Raw genomic sequence first — 24542 nt, forward strand, 5'->3', positions numbered from 1 at the left:
AAAAAGACGGCCCGCCGAAGCGGGCCGTCAAACTCTCGCTTAGCGGAGCGATCCGCCGTAGAGCTGCCGCTCCTTGCGAACCTCGTCGGCGCCATAAGGCTTGCTGGCCGGATCGAACGATTTCCAACCGGACTTCTGCCAGGCGGCGCTACGGTCCCGCAAATTGACGGACGACTCGTTCAAGATCGTGTCGAGGCGAGCCTGATCGGCATCTGCAACCCGCGCGGACAGGAGCGTGCCTCCACGACGAACGCCCTCGGCATAGGAGTCTGCATCCTCCTTCGAAATGCCGGCTTCAGTCAGCGCTCCGACGACGCCGCCGGTCGCAGCACCTGCGGCCGCGCCGACTGCAGTCGCGGCAAGCCAACCGGCTGCGACGACGGGGCCGAGGCCCGGGATCGCGAGCAGGCCGAGGCCGGCCAGAAGGCCCGCGGTGCCGCCCACGCCCGCGCCGATGCCTGCGCCCGTGCCCGCGCCTTCGGCGCGATCGTCGACGCCATCGCGGTCACGATCCACCTTCTTGTCAGTGTTGAACCAGCTGTCCGAATTGTTGGCGACGATGCTGATGTCCGAGTGCGGCACGCCGGCAGCTTCGAGTCGCTGAACCGCCTGCTGCGCGTTGGTGTAGTTGTCGTAAAGGCGAGAGATTGTAACGGTCATTTTGTTTCCTTGCTTACTTGGCCGAATTGACGTTGCCTTGGAAGTCGACGCTGACCGCAATGGCTGATCCACCCTTGCTGGCCTGGCCGCGCCACACGCCCTTGTCGTCCTTCTTCAGTTCGGTGACGTTGGAATAGCCGGCGTCCTCGATCTTGGACTTGGCCTGACCTTCCGTGAAACTGTTGCGACCCGCGACAGGCGCGTCGGAGTTGTTCTGACCCGCAGTGTTGACCGCGTTGTTGTTCGGCCCAGACTGCGCCGGCGGATTTTGCGCGGACGCGGGAGCGGTTGCGAATGCTGTGGCCGCAGCGAATAAAGAAATGCAAACGTACATTGATAGGCGCTTCATGATTGTCTCCAGTGACTAAGGAATGAGCCAAGCGCCAAGCGGAGTTTTCGTTCCTACGTCACGTGACGAGACATCGCCGGCGCATTTAAGTCTTGAAGAAAATCATCCACGTGACGGCCAGGATGAGAACCGCGAGTCCCACGCTCACACCGAGCAGCATCAGAACGCTCGGACCAAGCTCGCCTTGGCGAGCTTCGACTGCGGTCTCGACGACGTGTCCGCTCTTGTCTCTGTCCATGACATTGCTCCCGCAGTCCGAGGGATCAGCTTGCCCGTGCGCTTGCGCTAGTAGCGCGAGCGCCTCTGCGCAAAGGCCGCACGCGGGTTGACGCCGCATCCTGCGTTGCGGCCAGACGCCGAGGCCATGCATTGCGCCCGCGTTTGATAGTTGCAGTCGCCGGGAAAACCCGTCTGCCGTCCTTGAAGACACCAGCGATATTCCTGGGCATCCGCGGGTACCGCCCCGGCGACCGTGATCGTCCCGGCGGTCAGCGCCAACAAGATGAGAGTCTAACGCGTGTCCGGCTCCTGCTATCCAATTGATCCCAGAAGGCTCAATCGGACCCGTGGAGGTTCGTTCCTATACGGCGGCGTCATGCCTTCGAGCCATTCCTGCGTCTCCCCCAGAGGGAGCACGCGTCACCCATGCGCCTCGACTGCTTGCGCGATGGGTCCTCGGCGGTGGCGTCTTCCAGAGGGAGGCAGTAGCCGGCGTAGTCCAAAGATGCTCCGGCTCAATTGGATATGTTGCTGCTCTCGGGCTCGGCGGAGCTCTGCCAGGAGTTCTTGCACACAGGGCACCGCCACTGATTGATGAATTTCCCGGTCGGCAAATAGGTCGCGTGCACCGGAGCCGCCACGAGCTTCCCGCAACCAGCACAGCCTTCCGGCCGTTGCGACGGGGAATGCTGGCTCTCGTCCTGAACCGCTCTCGCAAGCCAGCGGCGTTCGAACCTGCGGCAAAGACGGAGAGGATAGGAGATGACGTTCAAGGCGCGCCTCCAGTCTGTGGCGGGAGCGCGGCAGCGTCTCTCTGTCACCGGCGCCTGTCATGTCTCTGCCAGCAATACTTTTGATATGGTGCGCCAAATGGCCCTCGCCAGTGCGAAGTCGAGAAAGCCCCTTCTAACAGCCCGTATTGACCCGGCCTGACCTGATTGTCGCGCTCATTCGACTTAGGAACCTCTCTCCCTCCGTTCTGTTGCCTTTGCACGACATGACCCGTGAATGCGCATGCCGTCCCCAAAGGTGGAGATATGACCATGCGTGCACTCTGTTGGCACGGCAAAGGCGATGTTCGGGTCGACACGGTTCCGGATCCCAAAATCCAGCATCCGCGCGACGCGATCATCAAAATCACGGCCTGTGCCATCTGCGGCTCCGACTTGCATCTCTTTGACGGTTACCAGCCGACCATGGAGAGCGGCGATATCCTCGGGCACGAGAACATGGGCGAGGTGATCGAGCTGGGATCGGAAGTCACGAATCTCAAGATTGGCGATCGTGTCGTTGTTCCCTTTACGATCAGCTGCGGGAGTTGCTGGTTCTGCCAGCAGGGACTGTTCTCCTGCTGCGACCGCACCAACCCGAACGCGGAGATCGCGGCCAAGGCCATGGGCCAATCGCCCGCCGGGCTCTTTGGCTTCAGCCACATGCTGGGTGGCTATTCCGGCGGACAGGCAGAGTACCTGCGCGTGCCGATGGCCGATATCGGGCCGATCAAGATCCCCGACAGCATCACGGATGAGCAGGCGCTGTTTCTGTCCGACATTTTCCCGACCGGCTACATGGCCGCCGTCAATGCGCAGATCGAACCGGGCGATACGGTCGCGATCTGGGGATGCGGCCCCGTCGGCCAGTTCGCAATTCGCTCCGCCCTGATGCTGGGAGCCGGACGCGTCATCGCGATCGACGAAGTTGCGGAGCGTCTCGACATGGCGGAAGCCGGCGGCGCCGAGACGATCGATTTCTCGAAGTCCGACGTCCATGAAGAATTGATGCGGCGAACCAACAAGCGCGGTCCGGATAGTTGCATCGATGCGGTCGGCTGCGAAGCCTCGGGCCACGGCGCGGCGGACGCGGTGCTCGACAAGGTCAAGGCCGCGACCTTCCTGGCAACGGATCGTGTTCACGTTCTCCGCCAGGCGATCATGGCATGCCGCAAGGCGGGCACCATCTCGATTCCAGGCGTCTATGTTGGAATGGGCGACAAAATCCCACTGGGCGCCGCCATGAACAAGGGACTGACCATCAAGACCGGTCAGACCCACGTTCAGGCTTACACCAAGCCGCTACTCGCCAAGATCGTTGCGGGCGAAATCGATCCCAGCTTCGTGGTGACACATCCGGCCAGTCTCGAAGACGCGCCCGAGATGTATCAGAAGTTCCGCGACAAAGAATCCGGCGTCATCAAGGTCGTGATGAGACCGGGTCGTTAACCCGGCGTCCCCACCTGCTCTCCAACAGCTGGCTCCAGCCAGCGAAAGTGCACATGCGCATCCTGAAGAAACGCTCGCCGTCGTTGGCGACCATGGCCCTTCGTACTCTCGCGGACTATCCCATCGCATCCGCCCTCGTCGTCACGGCCGGCTTGATGGCTGCCGCTGCCGTCGTCAATCGGCGCCTTGCCGACAAGGCGCAACGCGATAACCCGCCTCAAGGACGGTTCATCGACATCGACGGCGTGCGCCTGCACTACGTCGAGCGGGGATCCGGTCGTCCTCTCGTACTGCTCCACGGCAATGGCAGCATGATCCAGGATTTCGAGTCCAGCGGTCTGATCGATCTCGCAGCCAAGGACTATCGCGTTATCGTGTTCGACCGTCCCGGCTTCGGCCATAGCCTGAGGCCCCGCAACGTGGTGTGGACGCCTGCGGCGCAAGCCGACCTCTTCAAGGATGCACTTGCGCATCTGGGCGTCGAAAAGGCGATCGTGCTCGGACATTCCTGGGGCGCATCGGTCGCGGTCGCACTCGCAAGCAGACACCCGTCATTCGTAGAGGCTTTGATACTCGCATCCGGCTACTATTTCCCGACGGCCCGCACCGACGCGATGATGGCGATGGCCGGGCCGGCGATCCCAGGGTTCGGCGACATTCTCAGTCACACGATTTCGCCGATCCTCAGTCGCCTGATGTGGCCGGCGATGCTGCGGCAGCTGTTCGGGCCGAAGTCTGTCCCGCAGAAATTCGACGGCTTCCCCAAATCGCTGGCGGTGCGCCCATCGCAGCTTCGTGCCGGCGCGGCCGAGGCGGCATTGATGGTGCCTTCGGCAATGCTGTCTGCGAAGACCTATGGCGGGCTTGCCATGCCCGTTACCATCCTCGCCGGCGAGGACGATCGTCTCATCGACATCGACGAGCAATCCGGTCGGCTGCATGACGAAATCAAGCACAGCAAGATGCGCCGCGTCCCGAATGCGGGTCACATGATCCAGCAGTCGGATACGGCCGACCTCATGGCTGCGGTCGACGAGGCCGCCGCGGAAACGCTGCATTGACTCGCCAGAGACTTCCCGAGAGGTTCAACATGATCGCGAAAATCAAGGAGCATATTTGCTCGACCTGCAACGGCACCGGTTATCCCCCATCGGGGCAATCGACATTCCCGGGCCGCAAGATCTACCCAACCAAATGCCCGCCCTGCCTTGGGAAGGGAAGGATTTCAGAGACCAGCCAAAGCGACCTCGGTGCGCGGGTCTCTCAATCTCGAGGGTAGACCTGCAGACTTCGTGGCGTCGTGCGTCGATCTGCAGGAACGCAGCACGCTAACCCACGTTGGTCGGGGAATTCAGACCCCGGTGCCGAACTTGCCGCCCGCACAGAGACAGTCCGCTGAGTGCAACCCCTACTCCGCTGCCTGCCGCACGTGGCGCGCGGTCGGCGTGCGCATGGTGACGAGCTCTTCGGCGGCGGTCGGATGCAAAGCGATGGTGGAGTCGAAATCGGCCTTGGTCGCCTTCATCTTGATCGCGATCGCGACAACCTGCGTGACCTCGGCGGCACAATCGCCGACGATGTGACAGCCGAGCACGCGGTCGGTCGAGCCGTCGACGACGAGCTTCATCAGCACGCGGGTGTCGCGCCCCGACATCGTCGCCTTGATCGGGCGGAAATTCGTCTTGTAGATGTCGACGTGGCTGAACTGCGCGCGCGCTTCGGTCTCCGTCAGGCCGACGGTGCCGACCTCCGGCTGCGAGAACACGGCGGTCGGAATGCTGGAATGATCGACCTGCACCTCGCGCTTGCCGAACACGGTGTCGGCGAAGGCATGGCCCTCGCGGATCGCGACCGGCGTCAGGTTGAAGCGGTGGGTGACGTCGCCGATCGCATAGATGCTGTCGACCGAGCTCCTGGAGAAATGATCGACCGCGATGCCGCCATTCGCGGGGTTGATGGCGACGCCGGCCTTTTCCAGGCCGAGATTGGCCACCGCCGGATGACGGCCGATCGCGAACATCACCTGGTCCGACGCGAGGCTCGAGCCGTTCGACAGATGCGTGGTGAACTCGTCGCCATGGCGATCGACCTTCGCGACCGTGCAGCCGGTCAGGATGGTGATGCCCTGCTTCTCCATCTCGCTGCGGACGTGAGCGCGGACGTCCTCGTCGAAGCCGCGCAAGATGTTGTCGCCACGATAGATCACGGTGACGTCGGAGCCGAAGCCCGCGAAGATGCCGGCGAATTCCAGCGCGATGTAGCCGCCGCCCTGGATCACGATCCGCCTCGGCAGCCTTTCAAGGTGAAACGCCTCGTTGGACGAGATCACGTGCTCGATGCCGGGAATGGAGGCGCCGTGGTTGGGCGCCCCGCCGGTGGCGATCAGGATGTATTTGGCTGTGATCTTCCGGTCGTCCGCGAGCAGGCGGACGGTGTGCTTGTCCTCGATCACCGCGCGGCTCTTGACGATCTGCGCGCCGGACTTCTCGACATTGGTCGTGTAAGCCGCCTCCAGCCGCGCGATCTCCTTGTCCTTGTTGGCGATCAGCGTCGGCCAGTCGAAGCTGGCGGGCGGAACGGTCCAGCCGAAACCGGCGGCGTCCTCGAGCTCGTGACGAAAGTGCGAGCCGATCACGAACAGCTTCTTCGGCACGCAGCCGCGAATCACGCAGGTCCCGCCCATGCGGTACTCTTCCGCGATCATCACGCGGGCGCCGTGGCCGGCCGCGATGCGGGCGGCACGCACGCCGCCCGAGCCGCCACCGATGACAAAGAGGTCGACGTCGAATTCAGCCATTGTCCACTCCGACCCCGCTCAAGGATTTCTGATCAGATAGGTACGGTCAGATTTCCTTGCCACGCTTGCGCATCTCGGCGCGGAAGGCGCCCATCACGGTCTCGGAGAAGTTCTGGGCCCAGGAGTTCATGAAGGCCATGCTCAGCCCGATGGCGCGCGGCTCGGCGTCGATCAGCTTCTTGCCCAGCGGCGACTTGTAGAAGGTGACGAGGTCCTTCAGCTCCTGCTCGGTGAACTCGCTGGCATAGATCTGCGCCATGCCGTCGCCGATTTCGTTCTGGCGGCCCATGAGCTGCTGTTCGACGATCGGGGCGACCTCGTTGAGGTCTTTTTGGTAGTTCAGGTTCTGCTGGAGCAGCGCGATCTTGGTCTTCTGAACCAGGCCCGGCACCGCGCCGGCATACATCGCAGTGGCGTTCTTGATCTGCAAAATCTCCTTGGCCGCGGCGACCGCCGCGGGCGTGGCCTTCGGCTGGGCCGGCGCGGCAGCCGCCTTGGGCTGGGCCGCCTGCTGCGCGAGGGCCGGAGCGGCCGAGAGCGCCAGTCCCACAGCGAGGGTCGCGGCCGGCAAAAACTTCAATACGCTCGTCATTCCTAGTCTCCTTTCGGCTTTCGCCGTTCAATCACGCGGATTCCCTCGCCACCCGCCAAAACAGCCGAGCTGGCCAAGCCGATGAACAACCCATGCTCGACCACGCCGGGGATCGCGCTCAACGCCTTGGCGAGGCGTGGTGGATCCACGATACGCCCGAGCTGGGCATCGAGGATCCAGTGGCCGCCATCGGTGACGAAAACGTGGCCGTCCTTGTCCCCGCCTTTGGCCTTGCGGACCGCCATTTGCCCGGAAACGCCGCATTCCGCAAATGCCTTCTCGATCGCGCGGCGCGTCGCGCCAAGCCCGAACGGGATGACTTCGACCGGCAGCGGAAAGCGGCCGAGCGTCGGCACCCATTTGGTGTCGTCGGCAATCACGATCATGCGATCCGAAGCGGCCGCCACGATCTTCTCGCGCAGCAGCGCGCCGCCGCCGCCCTTGATCAGGTTGAGCTCGGGATCGATCTCGTCGGCGCCGTCGATGGTGATGTCGAGATGGTCGATCTCGTCGAGCGTGGTCAGCGGCACGCCGCAGCGCTCGGCATCGAGGCGCGTCGCCTCGGAGGTCGGCACACCGATCACCTTGAGCCCGGCTGCGACGCGCTCGCCGAGCAGCTCGACGAAATGCTTGGCGGTCGAGCCGGTGCCGAGCCCGAGCTGCATGCCGTCGCGCACCTCCTCGAGGGCGCGCGCCGCAGCCTGCCGCTTCAACTGGTCCATGTTCACGATGCGCCCGCCCCTGAATGAATAGAGTGTGCCGCCGAGTCTGGCCGCTTGCGGCGGCCTGTGTAGCCTCGTTTTCCTCGCGGGAACAGGCCCATAAGCTGATCTTATGGCGCCGCCCCTTGCGCAGGTCCGGCCGGGCCGGTAGCGCTTGCACCATGACCTCCCCCTACACCCTCGTCTTCGATCTCGACGGCACGCTCGTGGATACGGCGCCCGACCTGATCACCGCGCTGAATTACGTGCTCGATCGCGAAGGGCTGCCGCCTGTCCCGATGGCCTCGGCCCGCAACATGATCGGCGCCGGCGCCCGCAAGCTGATCGAGCGGGGCCTGGAGGCCGAGGGCCGCACCGTAAGCCTCGCGGACATGGACCGGATGACGGCGGATTTCATCGCCTATTACGCCGACCACATCGCGGTGGAATCCCGGCCCTTCGAGGGGCTGGAAGCCGCGCTCGACCATTTTGCCGCCCAGGGCCACCGGCTGGCGGTCTGCACCAACAAGCTGGAATGGCTGTCCAAGCGGCTGCTGGACCAGCTCGACATGAGCCGTCGCTTCGCGGCGATTTGCGGCGCCGACACGTTCGGGGTCCAGAAGCCGGATCCGACCATTTTTCGCGAGACCGTGGCGCGCGCCGGCGGCGATGTGAAGGCCAGCATCATGGTCGGCGATGCCGGAACCGACGTGGGCGTGGCCCGCCGGGCCGGGGTGCCCGTGATCGGCGTCAGCTTCGGCTATACGGACGTGCCGATCGCCGAGCTGAAGCCGGACCGGCTGATCCATCACATGCGCGACCTGCCGGCGGCTGCCCTCAGCCTGATGACAGGCTAGCCAGAACAAGCCGCTGATTTAGCAGCGCTATTTTTCGGCACTCTGCGTTAACCATCTATTATCTATGCGTCGCGCGCCGGTTGCCTGCCCGAAACGACACTCCTATGGTCCGGCCGGGGATGTGGCGGTTCGTCGCAGTAGAAGTGGATGGTCATGCATCGTGTCATCGCGATTGCGTTAGCGGGGGCGAGCCTCCTGGGGGCAACAAGTCTTGGGGGCTGCTCTTCGATGTCCTGGGACATGTTCAAATCGGCGCCGCCGACCGTTCAGGTCCGGCTCGAATCCAATCCTCCGGGCGCCGACGCCACAACCTCGCTGGGTTCGGGCTGCAAGACCCCCTGCTCCGTCTCGGTTCCCGCTCCCGACGCCCCGTTCACGGTCGCTTTCGCGCTGCCCAAGTACCAGCCGGCCAGCGTGCCGGTGAACGTCATCAGGAATCCCGGCGATTTCACCACGCCCGCCTCGGTGACCACCGACCCCAATCCGGTGTTCGCCGAGCTTCAGCCGGCCGCGCCGCCGAAACCGGTTCGCAAGCTGCACCGGCCGAAGAAGCCGAAACCGGCCGCAGCCGCGCCCGCTGCGGCGCCGGCCGAGATGGCCCCTGCTGCAGGCTCGCCGTTCCCCGATCCGAACGCGGGCAAGCGCTGACTTAACGTATACCACCCGATTGTCCTGGCCGCGTCCGATGCTTAGATTGCTTCCAGAGCACCGCTGAAGCAAAAGGTGCGCCCGTCGCCGTAAGTGACAAGGCATTTGATATGAACGCATCCTCCGCGAGCCCTCTCGCAACGGCGAGCCCTCTCGCCGCGCTGTCGAGCGCCATGACCGATCCGTTCGGGCGGACCATCTCCTACTTGCGCGTCTCCGTCACCGACCGCTGCGACCTGCGCTGTTTCTACTGCATGTCGGAAGACATGACGTTCCTGCCCAAGGCGGACCTGCTGACGCTGGAGGAGCTCGACCGGCTCTGCACGGCCTTCATCGCCAAGGGCGTGAAGAAGCTGCGGCTCACCGGCGGCGAGCCGCTGGTCCGCCGCAACGTGATGACGCTGGTGCGCTCGCTGTCGCGGCATCTTTCGAGCGGCGCCCTGCACGAGCTGACGCTGACGACCAACGGCACCCAACTCGCCAAGCACGCCAGCGAGCTTGCCGATTGCGGCGTCCGCCGCATCAACGTCTCGCTCGACACGCTCGATCCGCAAAAGTTTCGCGAGATCACCCGCTGGGGCGAGATCGACAAGGTGCTGGAAGGCATCGAGGCCGCGCGCGCCGCGGGCCTTGGCGTGAAGATCAACGCGGTGGCGCTGAAGAACCTCAACGAGGACGAGCTTCCCGAGCTGATGCGCTGGGCCCACGGCAAGGGCATGGGCCTGACGCTGATCGAAGTCATGCCGATGGGCGAGATCGGCTCGGGCCGCATCGACCAGTATCTGCCTCTGTCGCTGGTGCGCGCGCGCCTGGCCCAGCAGTTCACGTTGACGGATCTGGCCGAGAGCACCGGCGGGCCTGCACGCTATGTCAGCGTCGCCGAGACCGGCGGCAAGCTCGGCTTCATCACGCCGATGACCCATAATTTCTGCGAATCGTGCAACCGGGTGCGCATCACCTGCACCGGCACGCTGCACACCTGCCTCGGCCACGAGGATGCCTCCGATTTGCGCAAACCTCTGCGTGCATCGAGCGAGGATGCACTGCTTGCGGATGCCATCGACCGCGCCATCGGGCTCAAGCCCAAGGGCCACGATTTCATCATCGACCGCCGCCATGACCGCCCCAGCGTCTCCCGGCATATGAGCGTGACCGGCGGCTGAGGGATTCGCGCCAGCGTCGCTAACCTAAGCTTTTGAGCGCGCGTCAATTTGTCCATTTTCCGATTGACGGCACGCAAGCCCGCTGGTTTGGTGCACCCGCCTTTGCTTGCCCGGCAGCAATAAGCCGGCCCGCCCCTCTGGCGGTCGCGGTCAAGACGGCAAGGCACGAGGGGAGGACTGACGCCGCAATCGCTTTCGGAAAACGATCCGTGCGGTCGCGTGCATTTTGCACGCGGGCAGAGCGATGCGTGCTGAAGCCTCCCGTGAAGTCTGAAGCGCGATGAGATGGGATCAATCATCTCATCGCGCTTCAGGTTGTTGTTCGAGCCTGGTCTCTTCGGAAAGCCGCTTCGCAACTCGCGCTGGCGCGGCCCACCGGGTCCGGATCACGCTCATGGCCGCGACGGAGAGAAAGTAAGATGCGTCCCTTGCTGGCGGTGAGCAACGCCATCGACCTCCTCAACGAAAAGATCGGGTACGTCTGTAACCTGCTGGTGCTGCTGGCGTGCCTGGTCAGCGCGGCCAACGCCATGATCCGCTACGCCTTCAGCAACTCCTCCAACGGCTGGCTGGAGCTGCAATGGTACATGTTCGCGATCCTGGTGATGTTCGGCGCGTCCTACACCTTCAAGCGCAACGAGCATGTGCGGGTCGAGATCTTCTATCTGACGCTCTCGGAGCGCGGCCAGCTCTGGCTCGACATGATCGGCACGCTCTGCTTCCTGATCCCCTCCTGCCTGCTGCTTGCCTATCTGTCATGGCCGTTCTTCATGCAGGCCTATAGCGTCGGCGAGATGTCCGGCAATGCCGGCGGCCTGATCCGCTGGCCGATCAAGTTCGTGATCCCCGCCGGCTTCGTCCTGCTGGCGCTCCAGGGTGTTTCCGAAGTCATCAAGCGTATCGCGGCTCTCAAGGGCTATGTCACGATCGACGCCAAGTACGAGAGGCCGACCCAATGATTACGCTGGAGATGATGCCGCCGTTGATGTTCGGCGGCCTGGTTCTGGCGATGCTGATCGGCTTCCCCGTCGCGTTCACGCTCGCGGCGGTCGGCCTCTCCTTCGGCTTCCTCGCCATCCATCTCGGATTCTTCGACCTCAACTTCCTCCAGGCGATCCCCGGACGCGTGTTCGGCAGCGTGCTCTCCAACGAGCTGCTGCTCGCGATTCCGTTCTTCACCTTCATGGGCGCGATATTGGAGAGATGCGGGCTCGCTGAGGACATGCTGGATTCGATGGGCCAGCTGTTCGGCCCGATCCGCGGTGGCCTCGGCTATTCCGTGATCATCGTCGGCTTCATTCTCGGCGCCATCACCGGCACGGTGGCGGCACAGGTCATCGCCATGGCGCTGATCTCGATGCCGATCATGATCCGCTACGGCTACAACATGCGCTACATCACCGGCGTGCTCGCTGCCTCCGGCACGATCACGCAGCTGGTGCCGCCCTCGCTGGTGCTGATCGTCCTCGCCGACCAGCTCGGCAAGTCGGTCGGCGACATGTATCTCGGCGCCTGGGGTCCCTCGGTGTTCCAGATCGTGCTGTTCGCCGGCTACACCTTCGTGCTCGGCCTGATCAAGCCGGACCACGTGCCTCCGGTGCCACTGGAAGCGCGCACGCTGAACGGCTGGGCGCTGTGGAAGAAGTGCCTGATGGGCATCATCCCCTCCGCCGTGCTGATCTTCGTCGTGCTCGGCACCATGATGATGGGCCTTGCGACTCCGACCGAAGCCGGCGCCATGGGCGCGGTCGGCGCCATCGTGCTCGCCGCGATCCATCACAAGGACTTCACCACGAACGACCGCAGGATCCTGATCATCGGCGTGATCGCCGCCGGGATCGGCACCATCGTCGCGATGCTGTTCACCGAGAACCTGGTCTTCAGGCTTTCGTTCGCAGTGTGCTATATCGCCGTGGCCTGGATCTGCATCCAGGCTGCCCGCATCCCCGACCTGCGCGACCTCATCAAGCAGGGCTACGAATCCACCATGCGCCTCACCTGCATGGTCACCTTCATCCTGATCGGCTCGACCTGCTTCTCGGTGGTGTTCCTGGGCGTCTCCGGCGGGGTGTGGCTCGAGCATCTGCTGACCTCGCTGCCCGGCGGCGTCTGGGGCTTCCTGATCTTCATCAACCTGTTCATCTTCTTCCTGGCGTTCTTCCTCGACTTCTTCGAGATCGCCTTCATCATCCTGCCGATGATCGCGCCGATCGCGCAGAAGGTCCTCGCGCCGGTGGTGGGACCGGACGCTGCGCTGATCTGGTTCGGCGTGATGCTGTGCGTGAACATGCAGACCTCGTTCCTGCATCCGCCGTTCGGATTCGCGCTGTTCTACCTGCGCGGCGTCGCGCCGAAGGAAGTCAAGAGCTCCGACATCTATTGGGGCGCGATCCCCTGGATCGGCTTGCAGATGATCATGGTGCTGCTCGTGATCATCTTCCCGGTCACGGTGACGGGCCTGCTCGACAAGCCGCTCAACGTCGACCTCGACAAGGTCAAGATCGAGGTGCCGCAGATCGACCTGCCGCCACTGGATCTCGGGCCACCGCAGAAGTAGCAACGACTGGCGCAACGGCCCTCTTACCCTCCCCTGGAGGGGTAGGGCTATCGCATATGGGTAAGGGCGCGGAGAAGGAAATCGTTATTCCATCTGGCTTCGAGCATTTTGTGGCTTGTGCGCACAGGGCCTGGTGTCGCCTGCAATGTGTTGATGGCGAGTTTGCGGATAGCTGCGAGGTTCTCGGCAGCATGGCCCTTGCGGCTACGGCATGCGTCCTCATCGAACAGAACGTCGAGAACCCAGTGCAAGTTGTTCTCGATGCCCCAATGGGCGCGCACGACCTCAAGCAGCTTCTTGGCCGGGAGCGGACGCGATGCCAGAAAGTATCGTGCCGTGTGCTTGGCGGCTTTGCCGGTATTGGCTCTCCAACTGTCGATGCGGCCAACGGCGGCGATGGCGGGGAAGCCGAATTGCTCCGCCAATTGCGATGCCGGGGTAACGATGGCCTGCCGGCGCTCCGTGCGGCCGTGGGCGGATGTCCTCCGCTGGCTCGCTCGCGTGGGCTTTCGGGCGGTGTCGATGAGCGCCTTCGCGGCTTTGAAGAGCCGACCGCGATTGCTCTTGATGGCCAACACGTAGTGGCCCTTCCGCTTGCGGATGGCCTGCGCCGTGTCGGGCCGGCAATGCAAGGCGTCGGCGGTGACAAGAGCGCCGTCCAGATCGAGCAGAGCGAGGACTTTGAGAACGCCGGCAACCTCGTTGCGATTGGGGGCCTTGCTCTGAGCCAGCGCCATGCGTGTGCCTGCCGCCCAGACATTGACCATATGCAGCGGCATGGCCCGCCGGCCAGGTGTGAAGGCTCCTCGCAAGGTCTTCCCGTCAATACTGACCACGCCCTTGATGCCGAAGCCCTTGCTGAACTTACGCAAAACCGCTTCCAGCCCCTTCGGGTCCAGCGCGCGGAAAACCGTGCTGAACGTATCGTGGCTGGGAATGCCGTGTCGAAGCTCCAGGAACCCTCGCAACAGCTCCTCTCGGCCTCTGCCGAAGAACTCGAACTCGGTACAGGTCTTGGCGCCAGCCAGCGTTGCCGCCAAAGCGATGATGAGAATCTCGGCCAGATCGTGCCGTGTGTTGTCGGCGCGAGGATCCTTAAGCGGTCGAAGCAGGCGCCTGAGTTTGCGCATTCCGGTCTCCCTCGGGAAGCGAGAGACACCCAAAGAATCCAGTTCCAACCCCTTTGCAACACGCCGTTAGCGTCATATGCGATTCCCCTACCTGGAGGGGGAGGGTCGATGCGTATGCAGCGAAGCGGAATGCGCATCGGGGTGGGGTGACGGTCCCTCCGCATCCGATAGTGCCCGTGTGGAGGGATCACCCCACCCCGGCGCTTCGCGCCGACCCTCCCCCTCCAGGGGAGGATGAAGAGAGCGCCTTCTCTGCCAGCCGAAACCGCAGCGTGAACTCCGCGCCGCCGCCCGGCAAATTCTCCACCGCCACCGTGGCGGCGTGATCGTCCGCGACACCGCGCACGATCGAGAGCCCGAGGCCCGCGCCGTCGCTGCGCTGACGGTCGGCGCGCCAGAAGCGCTGGAAGATCAGGTCGCGCTCGGCCGCCGCGATGCCCGGACCGCAATCGCGCACCCGCACCGAACCGTCGTCATTCACCTCGATATCGACGGAAGTGTCCTTTGCCGTGAACTTGATGGCGTTTTCGGCGAGGTTGACGATCGCGCGCTGGAGCATCTCGGAATTGCCGTGGATCAACACCGGCGCGTCCGTGCCCTTCAGCGCAATATCCTTGTGCTGGGCGATCGCGAACGGGGCGATCGCGGCGACCACCTCGGCGCAGACGGCGCGCAAATCCGCGGTCTCGCCGGGATCGAGCACCAGGGTGTCGAGCTCGGCGATCTCCAGCAGCTGCGCGACGATGCGGCTCATGCCCTCGATGTCGTCATGCAGCGCCTGCCGCGCGGCGGCGTCATGCAGCGTTTCGATCCGGGTCCGCAGGATCGCGAGCGGCGTGCGCAATTGATGCGCGGCATCGGCCGTGAACTGGCGTTGCACGCGAAATCCGCCTTCGAGCCGGTCGAGCGCCTGGTTGACGGCGGTGACCAGCGGCATGATCTCGCGCGGGATCTGCCTGGTCGGCAGGCGAATGTCGGTGCGCGCAGGCCCGATATTGCTGGCTTCCTCCGACGCCTTCCACAACGGCGCGAGCGCGCGGCGGAAGATGATGATGTCGATGGCAAGCAGGATCAGCAGGATCGGAATGGTGATCCACCCGACCCGCCGGAAGAAATTCGAGATGATGTCGTCGATAATGACGTCGCGATGCGCCAGATCCTCGGCGACGCGGATGCGCACGATCTTGCCGTCGATGATGCGCGTGACGCCGGCGCCGGAAATCGTTTCGGACAACGGCGGCGCCTGTGCTGCCGCGGCTCCGGTCTTGGGGCGTGACGAGAACAGCAAACGGCCGTCGGCATCGCGGATGTCGTAAAGATAGCGGCCATAGGCTTCGGAATAGAGGCCGCGAAGGCTGTCCGGCAGATTGAACGTCAGCAGGCCGTCCGGCGCCGCGACGATGCGCTCAGCCAGCACTTCGGCCTGCGCCCGCATGGCTTCGCGGTGCAACTGGTCGACCTCGGAATTGAGCAGCCAGAACAGCACCAGCGGCAGGAAGATCGCGACCACCGCGACCGCCACGATGTGCATGAACACGATGCGCGAGATCAGCGATTTGAAGGTCGGCCTTGCGAACGCCGCGCGAAATCCGCCGTGGGACCCGACCTGGGCCACGCTATTTCTCCTCGGCCATGAGATAGCCGACGCCGCGGATGGTGTGGATCACGACCTTGGCGCCGTGTTCAGTGAGCTGCTTGCGCAGCCGCGAGACGTAGACCTCGACCGCGTTGGAGGCGACCTCGCCTTCGAGCCCGAAAATGTGGTCCTCGACGTTCTTCTTCGGCACCACCCGCCCCTGCCGCCGCAGCAGGATCTCCAGTACCGAGGTCTCGCGCGCGGAGATGATCCGCGGCTGGTCGTCGACGAAGATCTGGCGGCTCTCGGTGTCGTAGACGAGGTTGGCGAGGCGCAGCGAACGGCCGAGCAACTGGCCGGGACGGCGCAGGATCGCTTCCAGCCGCGCCACCAGTTCCTCCATCGCGAACGGCTTGGCGAGATAGTCGTCGGCGCCGCTGCGCAGGCCGGTGACGCGATCCTGCAAGCCGCCGCGCGCGGTCAGCACCAGCACCGGCAGCGGCTCCATCTGCCGGCGCAATTCGCGCAGCACCGACAGGCCGTCGCCGTCGGGCAGGCCGAGGTCGAGGATCATCGCGGCATAGCGGACGCTGCTGACCGCCTCGCGCGCCTCGGCGGCGCTGCCGACGATGTCGCTCTCGTAGCCCGCTGCCGCCAGCCCGGCGGCAACGAGCCGCGACAGTTCGGCATTGTCCTCGACGATCAGAAGGCGCATCGCATTCCCGCCGGATGTTCCGGTGCAATCACGGCTCGCGCCGCATCGTTGCTCTCTTCCACCATCTTCGCGGTTTCGGCCAGCAAAAAGGCAGGCCCTGCCCGCCGTTTCACGCTCCGTCAGCTCCGTGTAAGCTTCGCATGCCGGCCGGACCTGCTTTCACGGCCGCTGCTAAGACCGTTTATCAGGACACCACCGCGCGCTCAGCGACGAGGCCCCGGCCGCTCCAGCAAACAGGAACGCCATGACGAGGACACTCGTGAACACCGAGATCAAGCCGCGCTCATGGGCGTTGATCGCGGCAAGGCCGAGCGTCAGCCAGCTCCCTGTCGCGACAACGTTCGCCACGGCTTGCAGGATCTCGCAGCGCGTCACCGGCCTGTAGTTCAGGAACCTCCAAAGCAGTGGCCCGCCCGCGATGGCGAGCGTGGCGATCCAGGCGAGGATCAGCGTTGGCACGTGAAATAGGCTGCTCAAGTCGGTCGGCACGGCAAACACCCTGAAGCGTTCAGGGTTTGACGCCCCTGGCCAAGATAAGGTTCAGAAGAATCACGCGGCAGCTGATTGCAGCTTGCGATTTAACGACCGATCAGTCTATATGTCTGCGATGAGCCGCCAGACCCCAGTGCAGTCGCCCCGTGGCCGTCCCCGAAGTTTCGACGTGGACGTCGCGGTCGAGCGCGCGATGGAGGTGTTCTGGTCGCACGGCTATCACGCCACGGCGCTCCCGGATCTGCTTCGTGCGACCAGGCTCTCGCGCGGCAGTCTCTACGCCGCGTTCGGCGACAAGCACTCGCTGTTCCTGCGTGCGCTGGATCGCTACATTGCCGATGCCCTGACCCGGATCGACATCGAACTCGCCCCCGAAAGGGAGCCGGTCGACGGCCTGCGGGCCTTCATTGCCGGCTACGTCGACCGCACCAGCGGTGCCAATGGCCGGCGCGGATGCCTGCTCGTGGCGACAGCCATGGAACTGGCAGGCCAGGACGCTGAAGTTGGCCTTCGCATCGCGAGCTTCTTCAAAGCGATGGAGAGCAGGCTGGCGGCCGCATTGTCCCGTGCGAGCACAGCGGGCAAGCTGGCCGATGGTGTCGAGCCTTCGAGGGCCGCCCGAATTCTGGTCTGTTTCGTTGAGGGGCTGCGCGTGGTCGGAAAGACGGCCCCGGCACGGACCACGTCGAAGGCCACCGCTGACGCACTTCTCGATCGCTTCATCAAGTGAGCAACCCAATCATATGAACGATCATGCCGCGCCTTCCGCCATCAGCGCATCTATATCTGGACCGAACGGTCTCGAAATTAAGAATGCCATGTCGGCTCTCCAGATCGTCTGCGCCGTCGCCGTTCCCCTGCTCTGGGGCTACCAGTTCGTGGCGATCAAGGTGGGCGTCACGGAGTTTCCGCCGCTGTTCTTCCTCGCGCTGCGCTTCCTCGCCATCGCGCTGCTGCTCGTTCCGTTCGTCAAGAGGCCCACGCGCCGACAGCTTGGCCCCATCGCGGCCATTTCGCTTTTCCTTGGCGGACTGAACTTCGGGCTGTTCTATGTCGGCCTTGGCCTCGGCTCGGGAAGCATGTCGGCGGTCGCATATCAACTCGCCACACCCTTCACCGTCCTGTTGGCCTGGCCCCTGCTCGCTGAGAGACCGTCTCTCATCACGTCCGCCGGCGTGGTGCTCGCATTCGTCGGCGTGGTCGTGCTGGCAGCGCAGCCCGGCCCGTCGGCAAACCCGTTGCCGCTGCTGCTCGTGGTCGGGGCAGCCTTCGCTTTCGCGGTGTCCAACGTCCTGACCAAGCGTTACGGCCCTTTCGATCCGCTGATGCTGATGGGATGGTCGTCGCTGTTCACGGTGCCGCAGGTCATGGTGATGTCGCTGCTGCTCGAACACGGACAGTTGGCGAGCCTTGCCACCGCGGATGAAAATGGTTGGCTCGCCCTCGCCTACACGATTTTTATCGGTGGAATCGTCGGCTTTGGCCTCTGGTTCTGGCTGATCGCCCGCTGCTCCATGAGCCGCGTCGCTCCCTTCGGTCTGCTGCTGCCGGTGTTCGCCCTGATGTCGAGCGTGCTGTTTCTTGGCGAGCGCGCGACCCCGAGGTTGATCGTCGGCGGGCTGCTCGCAATCTCCGGCGTCGCCATCACGCAAGTGAGACCGAGGGCTCGATCAATTTGAGCCCTGGGGCCGGGAATCGCTTCCTGACAATTTTCGGGATTTGATCGATGGCTCTGCAAAGTCAGGGCTCGTTAAATCTCCACGAATGAGCAATTTTGACCATTCGCTCATGTTGCGATGCGGCACAATATTCCCGTCACCGGCTTCCGCTCTGCATCCAATTGGTGATTGAGAGCGACGTATTCGCAAATCGTGGCATGGGGGAATGACATGCTTGAGATACAGCCCGTTCAGCACCCGGCGCTCTGTATGCTGTGTCGCTTCGCAAATACCGCTGAAGCCTATTCAAATCATGAGTTCTGTGCGTTTGAGTTTCCCGTATGCGAAGGATGCCCGAATGCGGTGCACGCCATCCCGACGGTTGGACGTCGGGATGATCCCATGAAGTCGAAGGTCATGAACGGGTGGATTGCGGGCAATTCCGGCACGCAGAACGCGGCTGCCTCAGGAAGAGATCATGTTCTGGAGGAATACATCCACCGGGAGAATCTGGCGCTGTTAAAGAAGCGTCTCACCGAGACATGCACGGACGCACAGCGGAAGATGCTCTTGAAATTGCTGGCGCAAGAGGAGGCGAAAGCCCTTCCGCCGAAGAAGGCATTTTCACACCGCGTCACCCCGCAGCCGGCAGGCTTGGACCGGCAGGTATCTTGGCCCGGTTTCGAGTTCTGATTGCATTGGACCCGTACCAGTCGCGTGGAAGAAGATCTGCAGATGAGATCGATGCTTAGAGTATCGTACCAAAGAGCTTTCCGATCCCGGCGGTGATCCCGAGCGCCAATGCTCCCCAGAACGTCACCCGGATAGTCGCGCGAAGGATATCTGCACCGCCTGCCTTCGCGCCAACGGCGCCGAGAAAAGCGAGAAAACCCAGCGATGCCGCCGAGGTGACCGGGACCAGCATGTTCGAAGGTGACACGATGACCATCAGCAGCGGCATCGCTGCACCGACCGAGAACGTCGCAGCCGACGTGATCGCCGCTTGCACGGGACGCGCGGTGGTCATCTCGGAAATTCCCAGTTCATCGCGAGCATGGGCGCCGAGCGCATCCCTCTTCATGAGCTGCGCCGCAACCTGCCGGGCAAGACCCGCGTCAACCCCGCGCTGGGCATAGATTTCGGCGAGCTCGTCGAGTTCACCGTCGGGATTACTGCGCAGTTCGCCCCGTTCTCTAGCGATGTCCGCTTTCTCGGTGTCGGACTGCGAACTCACGGAGACATACTCGCCGGCGGCCATAGACATCGCGCCGGCGACCAATCCCGCGACTCCTGCGATCAGCACGTCGTTCTGCTTTGCGGCCGCTGCGGCTACTCCGACAATCAGACTCGCGGTCGAGATAATTCCGTCGTTGGCTCCCAGCACCGCCGCCCTGAGCCAACCTATGCGATCGACCAGATGAGTCTCTTTGTGACTGCGAAGGCGGCTCATGAGTGTTCTGATCCGTTCAAAAAGAAAATCGCGCCCGCGCGGTCGAAGACAATGTACGGCGGCGTAGCCAGGCACGTTTGACGCACATCAAGGCTTATGCCCGCTACCGGACATCAGGATCGGCGGAAGCTGAATCGTCTCTACCTTCCAGGTGAACCAGATCGTCTTTTGCAGGGGGATCGCTTCTGCTTGGTCGAATGCACTGTGGTGCAGACCTGTGAAAATATTAGGGACTAGACTGCCCGTCGATCTGGTCAAGCGACAGCAGCAGCGACGCGACGCGGTTCGCCGAAGCGGCCCACTCGGCGATGCGTCCATAGCTGTCGGTAACCCAGTTGAAGGCCGCCTGGACGACGACGAAGGCCGCGGCGGCCTGAACGACTTCGCCGAGGGTCATCGTGCCCTCGATGTATTTGGGCGTGCACAGCAGCAAGGCGATTAACGGGGTCAGCAGAAAGCTCGTATGCGTAACCAGCGTCATCCGCATCAGTTGCCAGCAGTAGATTCGCCAAATGCGGATCACCTCATCCAGCGCTGCCGCGATCGCCCGACGGCCGCCCTGCAGGACATTCGGGTCCAGGATCTCTTCTCCAGCGTCGCGCAGATGCGTCCCGACCGACCTCAACTCGGCTTCGGTCCGCTTGTTGTCTTCGATGATCCGGGTCAGGTGCCGCGCGATGAGCATCATCGCGGCCGTCAGCAGGACAGAATACAGGATCACCGCAATCACAAGATAGCCGGGGACCACGACGCTGGCTCCGAAGACATCAATAGCGAGATGTCCCCCGACTTCCCAGAGAACGCCGATGAATGTGGCGGCGACGAGGACCGAAGAAAGCAACCCAAGCAACAGGTCGATTGGCAGATCGGTCGCGATCCTTGCGTCCTCGGCGATTCGATACTCCGGAGCCTGGTGCTCCCCGGACATGAACCTGAGCCGGACGATATGATCCCGTTCCAGCCAATAGTCGTAGAGGTGATTGCTCAGCCACTCCCTCCATTTGCGCTGCATGGTCATGCGGCCCCAGACGGAGAGGACGGCAAGGGTCAGGCTTGCTCCGCCGATGGGGAGCAGTCGCAAAGCCTGCTGCCAGAGCCCGGCTGCGTCCTTGCGCTCGATCGCGTCGAAGAAATCCCGATTCCAGAAGTTCAGACGATACTGGGTCAACAATTGTAGAAGGATGGTGGCGACCAGGAGGCCCACCAGCAGCCAGCCTTGCCAAGCCGCCGGCCCCCGCCAGAAACCGGAGGCGCTTTGCCAGAATCGGGCAAGCAAATGCCTCTCGTCAGGGGCGAGGTATGTCTTGAGTGGCATGCGCGTTTGGTCTCGAAGCCAACGATTCCCAACTTCTAGCGCAGCGAAAGCCGAAGCTCTTGACCGACGTCAACCTAGCGGAGAGTGAATTTCGACAACGACCTGCCCTGAGCTGCTTTGAACTTCGTCGGCAGCGAGGTTCATCGTGCCCCAAGGTCGAAGAGTGAGAAGAATGAGCGTCGGCGCGCCAATTCAGGTTATGCGAATGATTGAATCGGGTGTCGTCCCATCGAGGTCTGCACCCGCCCCACACTTAACGTCGTACGACCCGAAAAGCGGCCCTGAGTGCGGATAGTTGGCCGCTTGATGCTCCCAGTTCTGCCTCAGCGCGATCTGTCGGCAAGTCGATGTAGGCGATCGCCTGATCGAACTGGCTCGCCGTGAAGTCATACCGCCGGCCTCCGATCCGATTGTAGAAATGATCGCCGGCCGGCAGAGGCGTCTTCAGCAACTCGCCGCCGAAGAGTTCGTGGATCAGCAGCGACGTGACGTTGCATTGTCCTGCCGCGGGGTTGCCCGCCGTCCATTGGCTAGACGTCGACGGCGACCACGCCTTGCGCAACGCGCGTTGAATATCATCGGGATCGAAGCGCATCGACAGCTTCAACGGATCGGCGCCGAGACCAAATTTCGGATTATTCGATAATCGCTTTATGCCACTGTTTTGCCCGACGTGTCAAACGGGTTCGTTGCGCAGCCGAGCTCCAACTCTATCCGCGTGTCATTGCGAGCGCAGCGAAGCAATCCAGAATCCCTCCTCGGAGGCAGCCTGGATTGCTTCGCTGCACTCGCAATGACGGTGTAGAAGCGGACGCGCGCCTTCCCGCAAATTTAATCGGTAAGTCAAACTGTTGTCGGCCCCCATCGGGCCATTTCCCGGCACCCCGCGTCTACTGTGCATGGGGTTGTTTTGCGGACTTTGAGTCCGCACATGCGCCGCCAAAGAAAAAGCCCGGCCTCGCGAACGAGGCCGGGCTCTGTCGTCTTGCGACGTTTTCGAAAGATCAGCCGCGAGTGCGCGAGCGGATCATGAAGCTGTCGTAGGTGTATTCGGCGACCTGCCACCACAGATATTCGTCGGAGCGGTAGGCCTGCATGGCGTCGATCGACTTCTTGAAGTCGGGGTTCTTGGCCGAGATCTCGCCCCACAGCTCGTTGGTCGACTTGAGGCAGGCTTCGAGCACTTCGTTGGTGAAGGGACGAAGCTGGGTGCCGCCGGCGACCAGACGCTTCAGCGCGGCCGGGTTCTGCATGTCGTAGCGCGCGGCCATCCAGCTGTTGGCGTTGGCCGTCGCGTTGGTGAGGATCGCCTGGTAGTTCTTCGGCAGCGAATTCCACTTGTCGAGGTTGGTGAAGGCGTGGACGGTCGGGCCACCTTCCCAGAAGCCGGGATAGTAGTAGTACTTGGCGACCTTGGCGAAGCCGAGCTTCTCGTCATCGTACGGGCCGACCCACTCGGCCGCGTCGATGGTGCCCTTCTCCAGCGCCGGATAGATATCGCCGCCAGCGAGCTGCTGCGGCACCACGCCGACCTTCTGGAGCACCTGGCCGGCGATGCCGCCGATGCGCATCTTGAGACCGGAGAGGTCGGCAACCGTCTTGATCTCCTTGCGGAACCAGCCGCCCATCTGGGTGCCGGTGTTGCCGCAGGGGAAGCCGATCACGTTCGACTTCTTGAAGAACTCGTTGCCGAGCTCCATGCCGCCGCCCTGGTACCACCAGGAGTTCTGCTGGCGCGCGTTGAGGCCGAACGGCACCGAGGCGTAGATCGCGAAGGTCGGGTCCTTGCCGACATAGTAGTACGAGACGGTGTGGCACATCTCGACCGTGCCGTTCGAGGTCGCGTCGAGCGCCTGCAGGCCGGGGACGATTTCGCCGGCGGCGAACACCTGGATCTGGAACTTGTTGTCGGTCATCTCGGCGACGTATTTCGCCACCTGCTCGCCACCGCCATAGATGGTGTCGAGCGACTTCGGGAAGCTCGAAGTCAGGCGCCACTTCACCTCGGGCGAGGACTGCGCGATCGCCGGCGAGGCCACCGCGGCGGTTGCCGCAGCACCTGCTGCCGACACTTTCAGAAAATCACGACGCTTCATCTTCAGGCTCTCCTTGCTGGGGCGTTTCCCCTAACTTCCTCTTTGCTGCCGCTCATTCCGGCGACGCGTTTTAGGCCGCGTCGAACCGAAGGGGCTTGACTGCCGTGGGCCTTTAACACGGACCGCAAGGTTTCGGAACGCGACATTGGCATGACGGGGCTCTACGAAAGTCGCATGTCCCCGGAAAAGACCGCTCAGACTGTGGCGACAACGCCCTTGAGCTGGTCCCGGACCTGGCTTGCAATGGCGCGGTAGATCGCCGCATGAGGCCCGTCCGGCTCGCTGTCGACCACGGGGCTGCCGGCATCCGAGCTGGCGCGAATCGCCATGTGCAGCGGGATCTCGCCCAGAAACGGCACACCCAGCTTCTCAGCCTCGTGGCGCGCCCCGCCGTGGCCGAAGATGTCGGATTTCGTGCCGCAATGCGGGCACTGGAAATAGCTCATGTTCTCGACGATGCCGAGCACGGGCACGTTGACCTTCCTGAACATGGCAAGCCCGCGCCGCGCGTCGATCAGGGACAGGTCCTGCGGGGTCGAGACGATCACGGCACCTTTCAGCGGCACGTTCTGCGCCAGCGTGAGCTGGGCATCGCCCGTGCCCGGCGGCATGTCGACGACAAGCACGTCGAGCGTGCCCCAGGCGACGTCACGCAGCATCTGCGTTACCGCCGACATCACCATCGGACCGCGCCAGATCATCGCGGTCTCTTCCTCGACGAGGAAGCCGATCGACATGATGGCGAGGCCGAAGCGCCGGAGCGGAATCATCTTGCGCTCGCCGTTCAGCTCCGGCTTCTCGTGCAGCCCGGTCAGCCGCGGCACCGAGGGGCCGTAGATGTCGGCATCGAGCAGCCCGACCTTGAGGCCGAGGTCGCGCAGGCCCAGCGCCAGATTGAGCGCAGTGGTCGACTTGCCGACGCCGCCCTTGCCGGAGGCGACCGCGATCACGGCGGCGACGCCCGGAATCTCGGACTGCCGTGCCATCGGCGATTGGGCTCCGCCCTGCGGCGGCGGCTTGTGGGCATGGACCGGCTGCACGCCGGGCGTGCCGCGGCTCGGCGTTGGCGGCGGAGGCGGCGCGGCGCCGGCCTTCCGCTCGGCGGTCAGCGCCACCATCACGGTGGTGACGCCGGGAATGGCGCGCACGGCAGCCTCCGCTTCGGCCCGGACGGATTCCCAGGCCCGCGCCTCGGCGGCATCGACGTTGATCGAGAAGAACACCTTGCCGTCGGCCGCGCTGATCGGGCTCAGCACATTGGCATTGGTGAGCGCGACCCCGCGGGGCGACTTGATCCGGGCGAGGCTGTCGAGAACCTGTTGCTGCGTCACGCTCAAAGCGCATCTCC

Annotated in this window: 26 protein-coding genes; 10 read left to right on the forward strand and 16 right to left on the reverse strand. The window is 63.6% G+C overall.

What is annotated here, in order from left to right:
* Window positions 1-39: 39 nt before the first annotated feature.
* The 4 genes from WHZ77_RS20910 to WHZ77_RS20925 form a co-directional block, all read right to left on the reverse strand.
* Complete coding sequence (locus WHZ77_RS20910) at window positions 40-660, reverse strand: general stress protein (protein ID WP_375309664.1); 621 nt, start codon at window positions 658-660, stop codon at window positions 40-42.
* Window positions 661-673: 13 nt separating this feature from the next.
* On the reverse strand, window positions 674-1009 hold the full coding sequence (locus tag WHZ77_RS20915) for a hypothetical protein (protein ID WP_375309665.1): 336 nt from the start codon (window positions 1007-1009) through the stop codon (window positions 674-676).
* Window positions 1010-1094: 85 nt separating this feature from the next.
* Window positions 1095-1247, reverse strand: a complete 153-nt coding sequence (locus tag WHZ77_RS20920; protein WP_375309666.1) for a hypothetical protein — start codon at window positions 1245-1247, stop codon at window positions 1095-1097.
* A gap of 47 nt (window positions 1248-1294) precedes the next feature.
* Window positions 1295-1510: a DUF3551 domain-containing protein gene (locus tag WHZ77_RS20925; RefSeq protein ID WP_375309667.1), complete on the reverse strand. Its 216-nt coding sequence runs from the start codon at window positions 1508-1510 to the stop codon at window positions 1295-1297.
* Between the two features lie 761 nt (window positions 1511-2271).
* Between WHZ77_RS20925 and WHZ77_RS20930 the strand changes: the two genes are divergently transcribed.
* Together WHZ77_RS20930 and WHZ77_RS20935 are read left to right on the forward strand one after the other, a co-directional pair.
* Entirely contained in the window at window positions 2272-3447 is a 1176-nt protein-coding gene (locus WHZ77_RS20930; RefSeq protein ID WP_375309668.1) for a zinc-dependent alcohol dehydrogenase, read from the forward strand.
* Window positions 3448-3500: 53 nt separating this feature from the next.
* A complete protein-coding gene (locus WHZ77_RS20935; protein WP_375309669.1) occupies window positions 3501-4508 on the forward strand; it encodes an alpha/beta fold hydrolase in 1008 nt (335 codons plus the stop codon).
* A gap of 347 nt (window positions 4509-4855) precedes the next feature.
* On the opposite strand, the gene gor is transcribed toward WHZ77_RS20935, so the two are convergent.
* The 3 genes from gor to rpiA are packed head-to-tail and all read right to left on the reverse strand — an operon-like array spanning window position 4856 to window position 7564.
* Window positions 4856-6244, reverse strand: a complete 1389-nt coding sequence (gene gor, locus WHZ77_RS20940) for a glutathione-disulfide reductase (protein ID WP_375309670.1) — start codon at window positions 6242-6244, stop codon at window positions 4856-4858.
* Window positions 6245-6290: 46 nt separating this feature from the next.
* A complete protein-coding gene (locus WHZ77_RS20945) occupies window positions 6291-6836 on the reverse strand; it encodes a DUF2059 domain-containing protein (protein WP_015686966.1) in 546 nt (181 codons plus the stop codon).
* A gap of 2 nt (window positions 6837-6838) precedes the next feature.
* A complete protein-coding gene (gene rpiA / locus WHZ77_RS20950) occupies window positions 6839-7564 on the reverse strand; it encodes a ribose-5-phosphate isomerase RpiA (RefSeq protein ID WP_375309671.1) in 726 nt (241 codons plus the stop codon).
* A 155-nt stretch (window positions 7565-7719) separates the two neighbouring features.
* On the opposite strand from rpiA, the gene WHZ77_RS20955 reads away from it, so the two are divergent.
* The 5 genes from WHZ77_RS20955 (at window position 7720) to WHZ77_RS20975 (ending at window position 12762) form a co-directional block, all read left to right on the forward strand.
* The gene (locus tag WHZ77_RS20955; RefSeq protein ID WP_375309672.1) at window positions 7720-8394 is read left to right on the forward strand and encodes an HAD-IA family hydrolase; all 675 of its coding nucleotides are present in this window, start codon (window positions 7720-7722) and stop codon (window positions 8392-8394) included.
* A gap of 153 nt (window positions 8395-8547) precedes the next feature.
* Window positions 8548-9042, forward strand: coding sequence for a hypothetical protein (locus WHZ77_RS20960; protein ID WP_375309673.1), 495 nt, complete (start codon window positions 8548-8550; stop codon window positions 9040-9042).
* A 110-nt stretch (window positions 9043-9152) separates the two neighbouring features.
* Window positions 9153-10205 (forward strand): GTP 3',8-cyclase MoaA, encoded by a 1053-nt coding sequence (gene moaA, locus WHZ77_RS20965; RefSeq protein WP_375309674.1) that lies wholly within the window; start codon window positions 9153-9155, stop codon window positions 10203-10205.
* A gap of 419 nt (window positions 10206-10624) precedes the next feature.
* Entirely contained in the window at window positions 10625-11164 is a 540-nt protein-coding gene (locus tag WHZ77_RS20970; protein ID WP_015686971.1) for a TRAP transporter small permease subunit, read from the forward strand.
* A complete protein-coding gene (locus WHZ77_RS20975) occupies window positions 11161-12762 on the forward strand; it encodes a TRAP transporter large permease subunit (RefSeq protein ID WP_375309675.1) in 1602 nt (533 codons plus the stop codon). The genes WHZ77_RS20970 and WHZ77_RS20975 overlap by 4 nt, the downstream gene beginning before the upstream one ends.
* A gap of 47 nt (window positions 12763-12809) precedes the next feature.
* Here the strand turns inward: WHZ77_RS20975 and WHZ77_RS20980 are convergent, their stop codons facing one another.
* The 4 genes from WHZ77_RS20980 to WHZ77_RS20995 all read right to left on the reverse strand — a co-directional run bounded on the left by WHZ77_RS20980 (window position 12810) and on the right by WHZ77_RS20995 (window position 16672).
* A complete protein-coding gene (locus WHZ77_RS20980; RefSeq protein WP_375309676.1) occupies window positions 12810-13892 on the reverse strand; it encodes an ISAs1 family transposase in 1083 nt (360 codons plus the stop codon).
* Window positions 13893-14079: 187 nt separating this feature from the next.
* On the reverse strand, window positions 14080-15507 hold the full coding sequence (locus tag WHZ77_RS20985) for a sensor histidine kinase (RefSeq protein ID WP_375309677.1): 1428 nt from the start codon (window positions 15505-15507) through the stop codon (window positions 14080-14082).
* 1 nt (window position 15508) lies between these two features.
* The gene (locus tag WHZ77_RS20990) at window positions 15509-16183 is read right to left on the reverse strand and encodes a response regulator (protein ID WP_375309678.1); all 675 of its coding nucleotides are present in this window, start codon (window positions 16181-16183) and stop codon (window positions 15509-15511) included.
* Window positions 16184-16354: 171 nt separating this feature from the next.
* Window positions 16355-16672, reverse strand: a complete 318-nt coding sequence (locus tag WHZ77_RS20995; protein ID WP_375309679.1) for a hypothetical protein — start codon at window positions 16670-16672, stop codon at window positions 16355-16357.
* Between the two features lie 118 nt (window positions 16673-16790).
* Here WHZ77_RS20995 and WHZ77_RS21000 point away from each other — a divergent pair, with 118 nt between their 5' ends.
* The 3 genes from WHZ77_RS21000 (at window position 16791) to WHZ77_RS21010 (ending at window position 19026) form a co-directional block, all read left to right on the forward strand.
* Window positions 16791-17405, forward strand: coding sequence for a TetR/AcrR family transcriptional regulator (locus WHZ77_RS21000; RefSeq protein WP_375309680.1), 615 nt, complete (start codon window positions 16791-16793; stop codon window positions 17403-17405).
* 88 nt (window positions 17406-17493) lie between these two features.
* Window positions 17494-18354 (forward strand): DMT family transporter, encoded by an 861-nt coding sequence (locus tag WHZ77_RS21005; RefSeq protein WP_375309681.1) that lies wholly within the window; start codon window positions 17494-17496, stop codon window positions 18352-18354.
* A 381-nt stretch (window positions 18355-18735) separates the two neighbouring features.
* Entirely contained in the window at window positions 18736-19026 is a 291-nt protein-coding gene (locus WHZ77_RS21010) for a hypothetical protein (RefSeq protein WP_375309682.1), read from the forward strand.
* 55 nt (window positions 19027-19081) lie between these two features.
* On the opposite strand, the gene WHZ77_RS21015 is transcribed toward WHZ77_RS21010, so the two are convergent.
* From WHZ77_RS21015 to WHZ77_RS21035, 5 genes are all read right to left on the reverse strand, one after another.
* Window positions 19082-19783: a VIT family protein gene (locus tag WHZ77_RS21015; RefSeq protein WP_375309683.1), complete on the reverse strand. Its 702-nt coding sequence runs from the start codon at window positions 19781-19783 to the stop codon at window positions 19082-19084.
* A 226-nt stretch (window positions 19784-20009) separates the two neighbouring features.
* Entirely contained in the window at window positions 20010-21098 is a 1089-nt protein-coding gene (locus tag WHZ77_RS21020; protein WP_375309684.1) for an SbmA/BacA-like family transporter, read from the reverse strand.
* 253 nt (window positions 21099-21351) lie between these two features.
* On the reverse strand, window positions 21352-21693 hold the full coding sequence (locus tag WHZ77_RS21025; protein ID WP_375309685.1) for a hypothetical protein: 342 nt from the start codon (window positions 21691-21693) through the stop codon (window positions 21352-21354).
* Between the two features lie 409 nt (window positions 21694-22102).
* Window positions 22103-23194, reverse strand: a complete 1092-nt coding sequence (locus tag WHZ77_RS21030) for a TRAP transporter substrate-binding protein (protein ID WP_375309686.1) — start codon at window positions 23192-23194, stop codon at window positions 22103-22105.
* Window positions 23195-23388: 194 nt separating this feature from the next.
* Complete coding sequence (locus tag WHZ77_RS21035) at window positions 23389-24531, reverse strand: Mrp/NBP35 family ATP-binding protein (protein WP_375309687.1); 1143 nt, start codon at window positions 24529-24531, stop codon at window positions 23389-23391.
* Between the last annotated feature and the right edge of the window lie 11 nt (window positions 24532-24542).

The organism is Bradyrhizobium sp. A5 (genome assembly GCF_042076515.1).
GTDB lineage: Bacteria > Pseudomonadota > Alphaproteobacteria > Rhizobiales > Xanthobacteraceae > Bradyrhizobium > Bradyrhizobium cosmicum.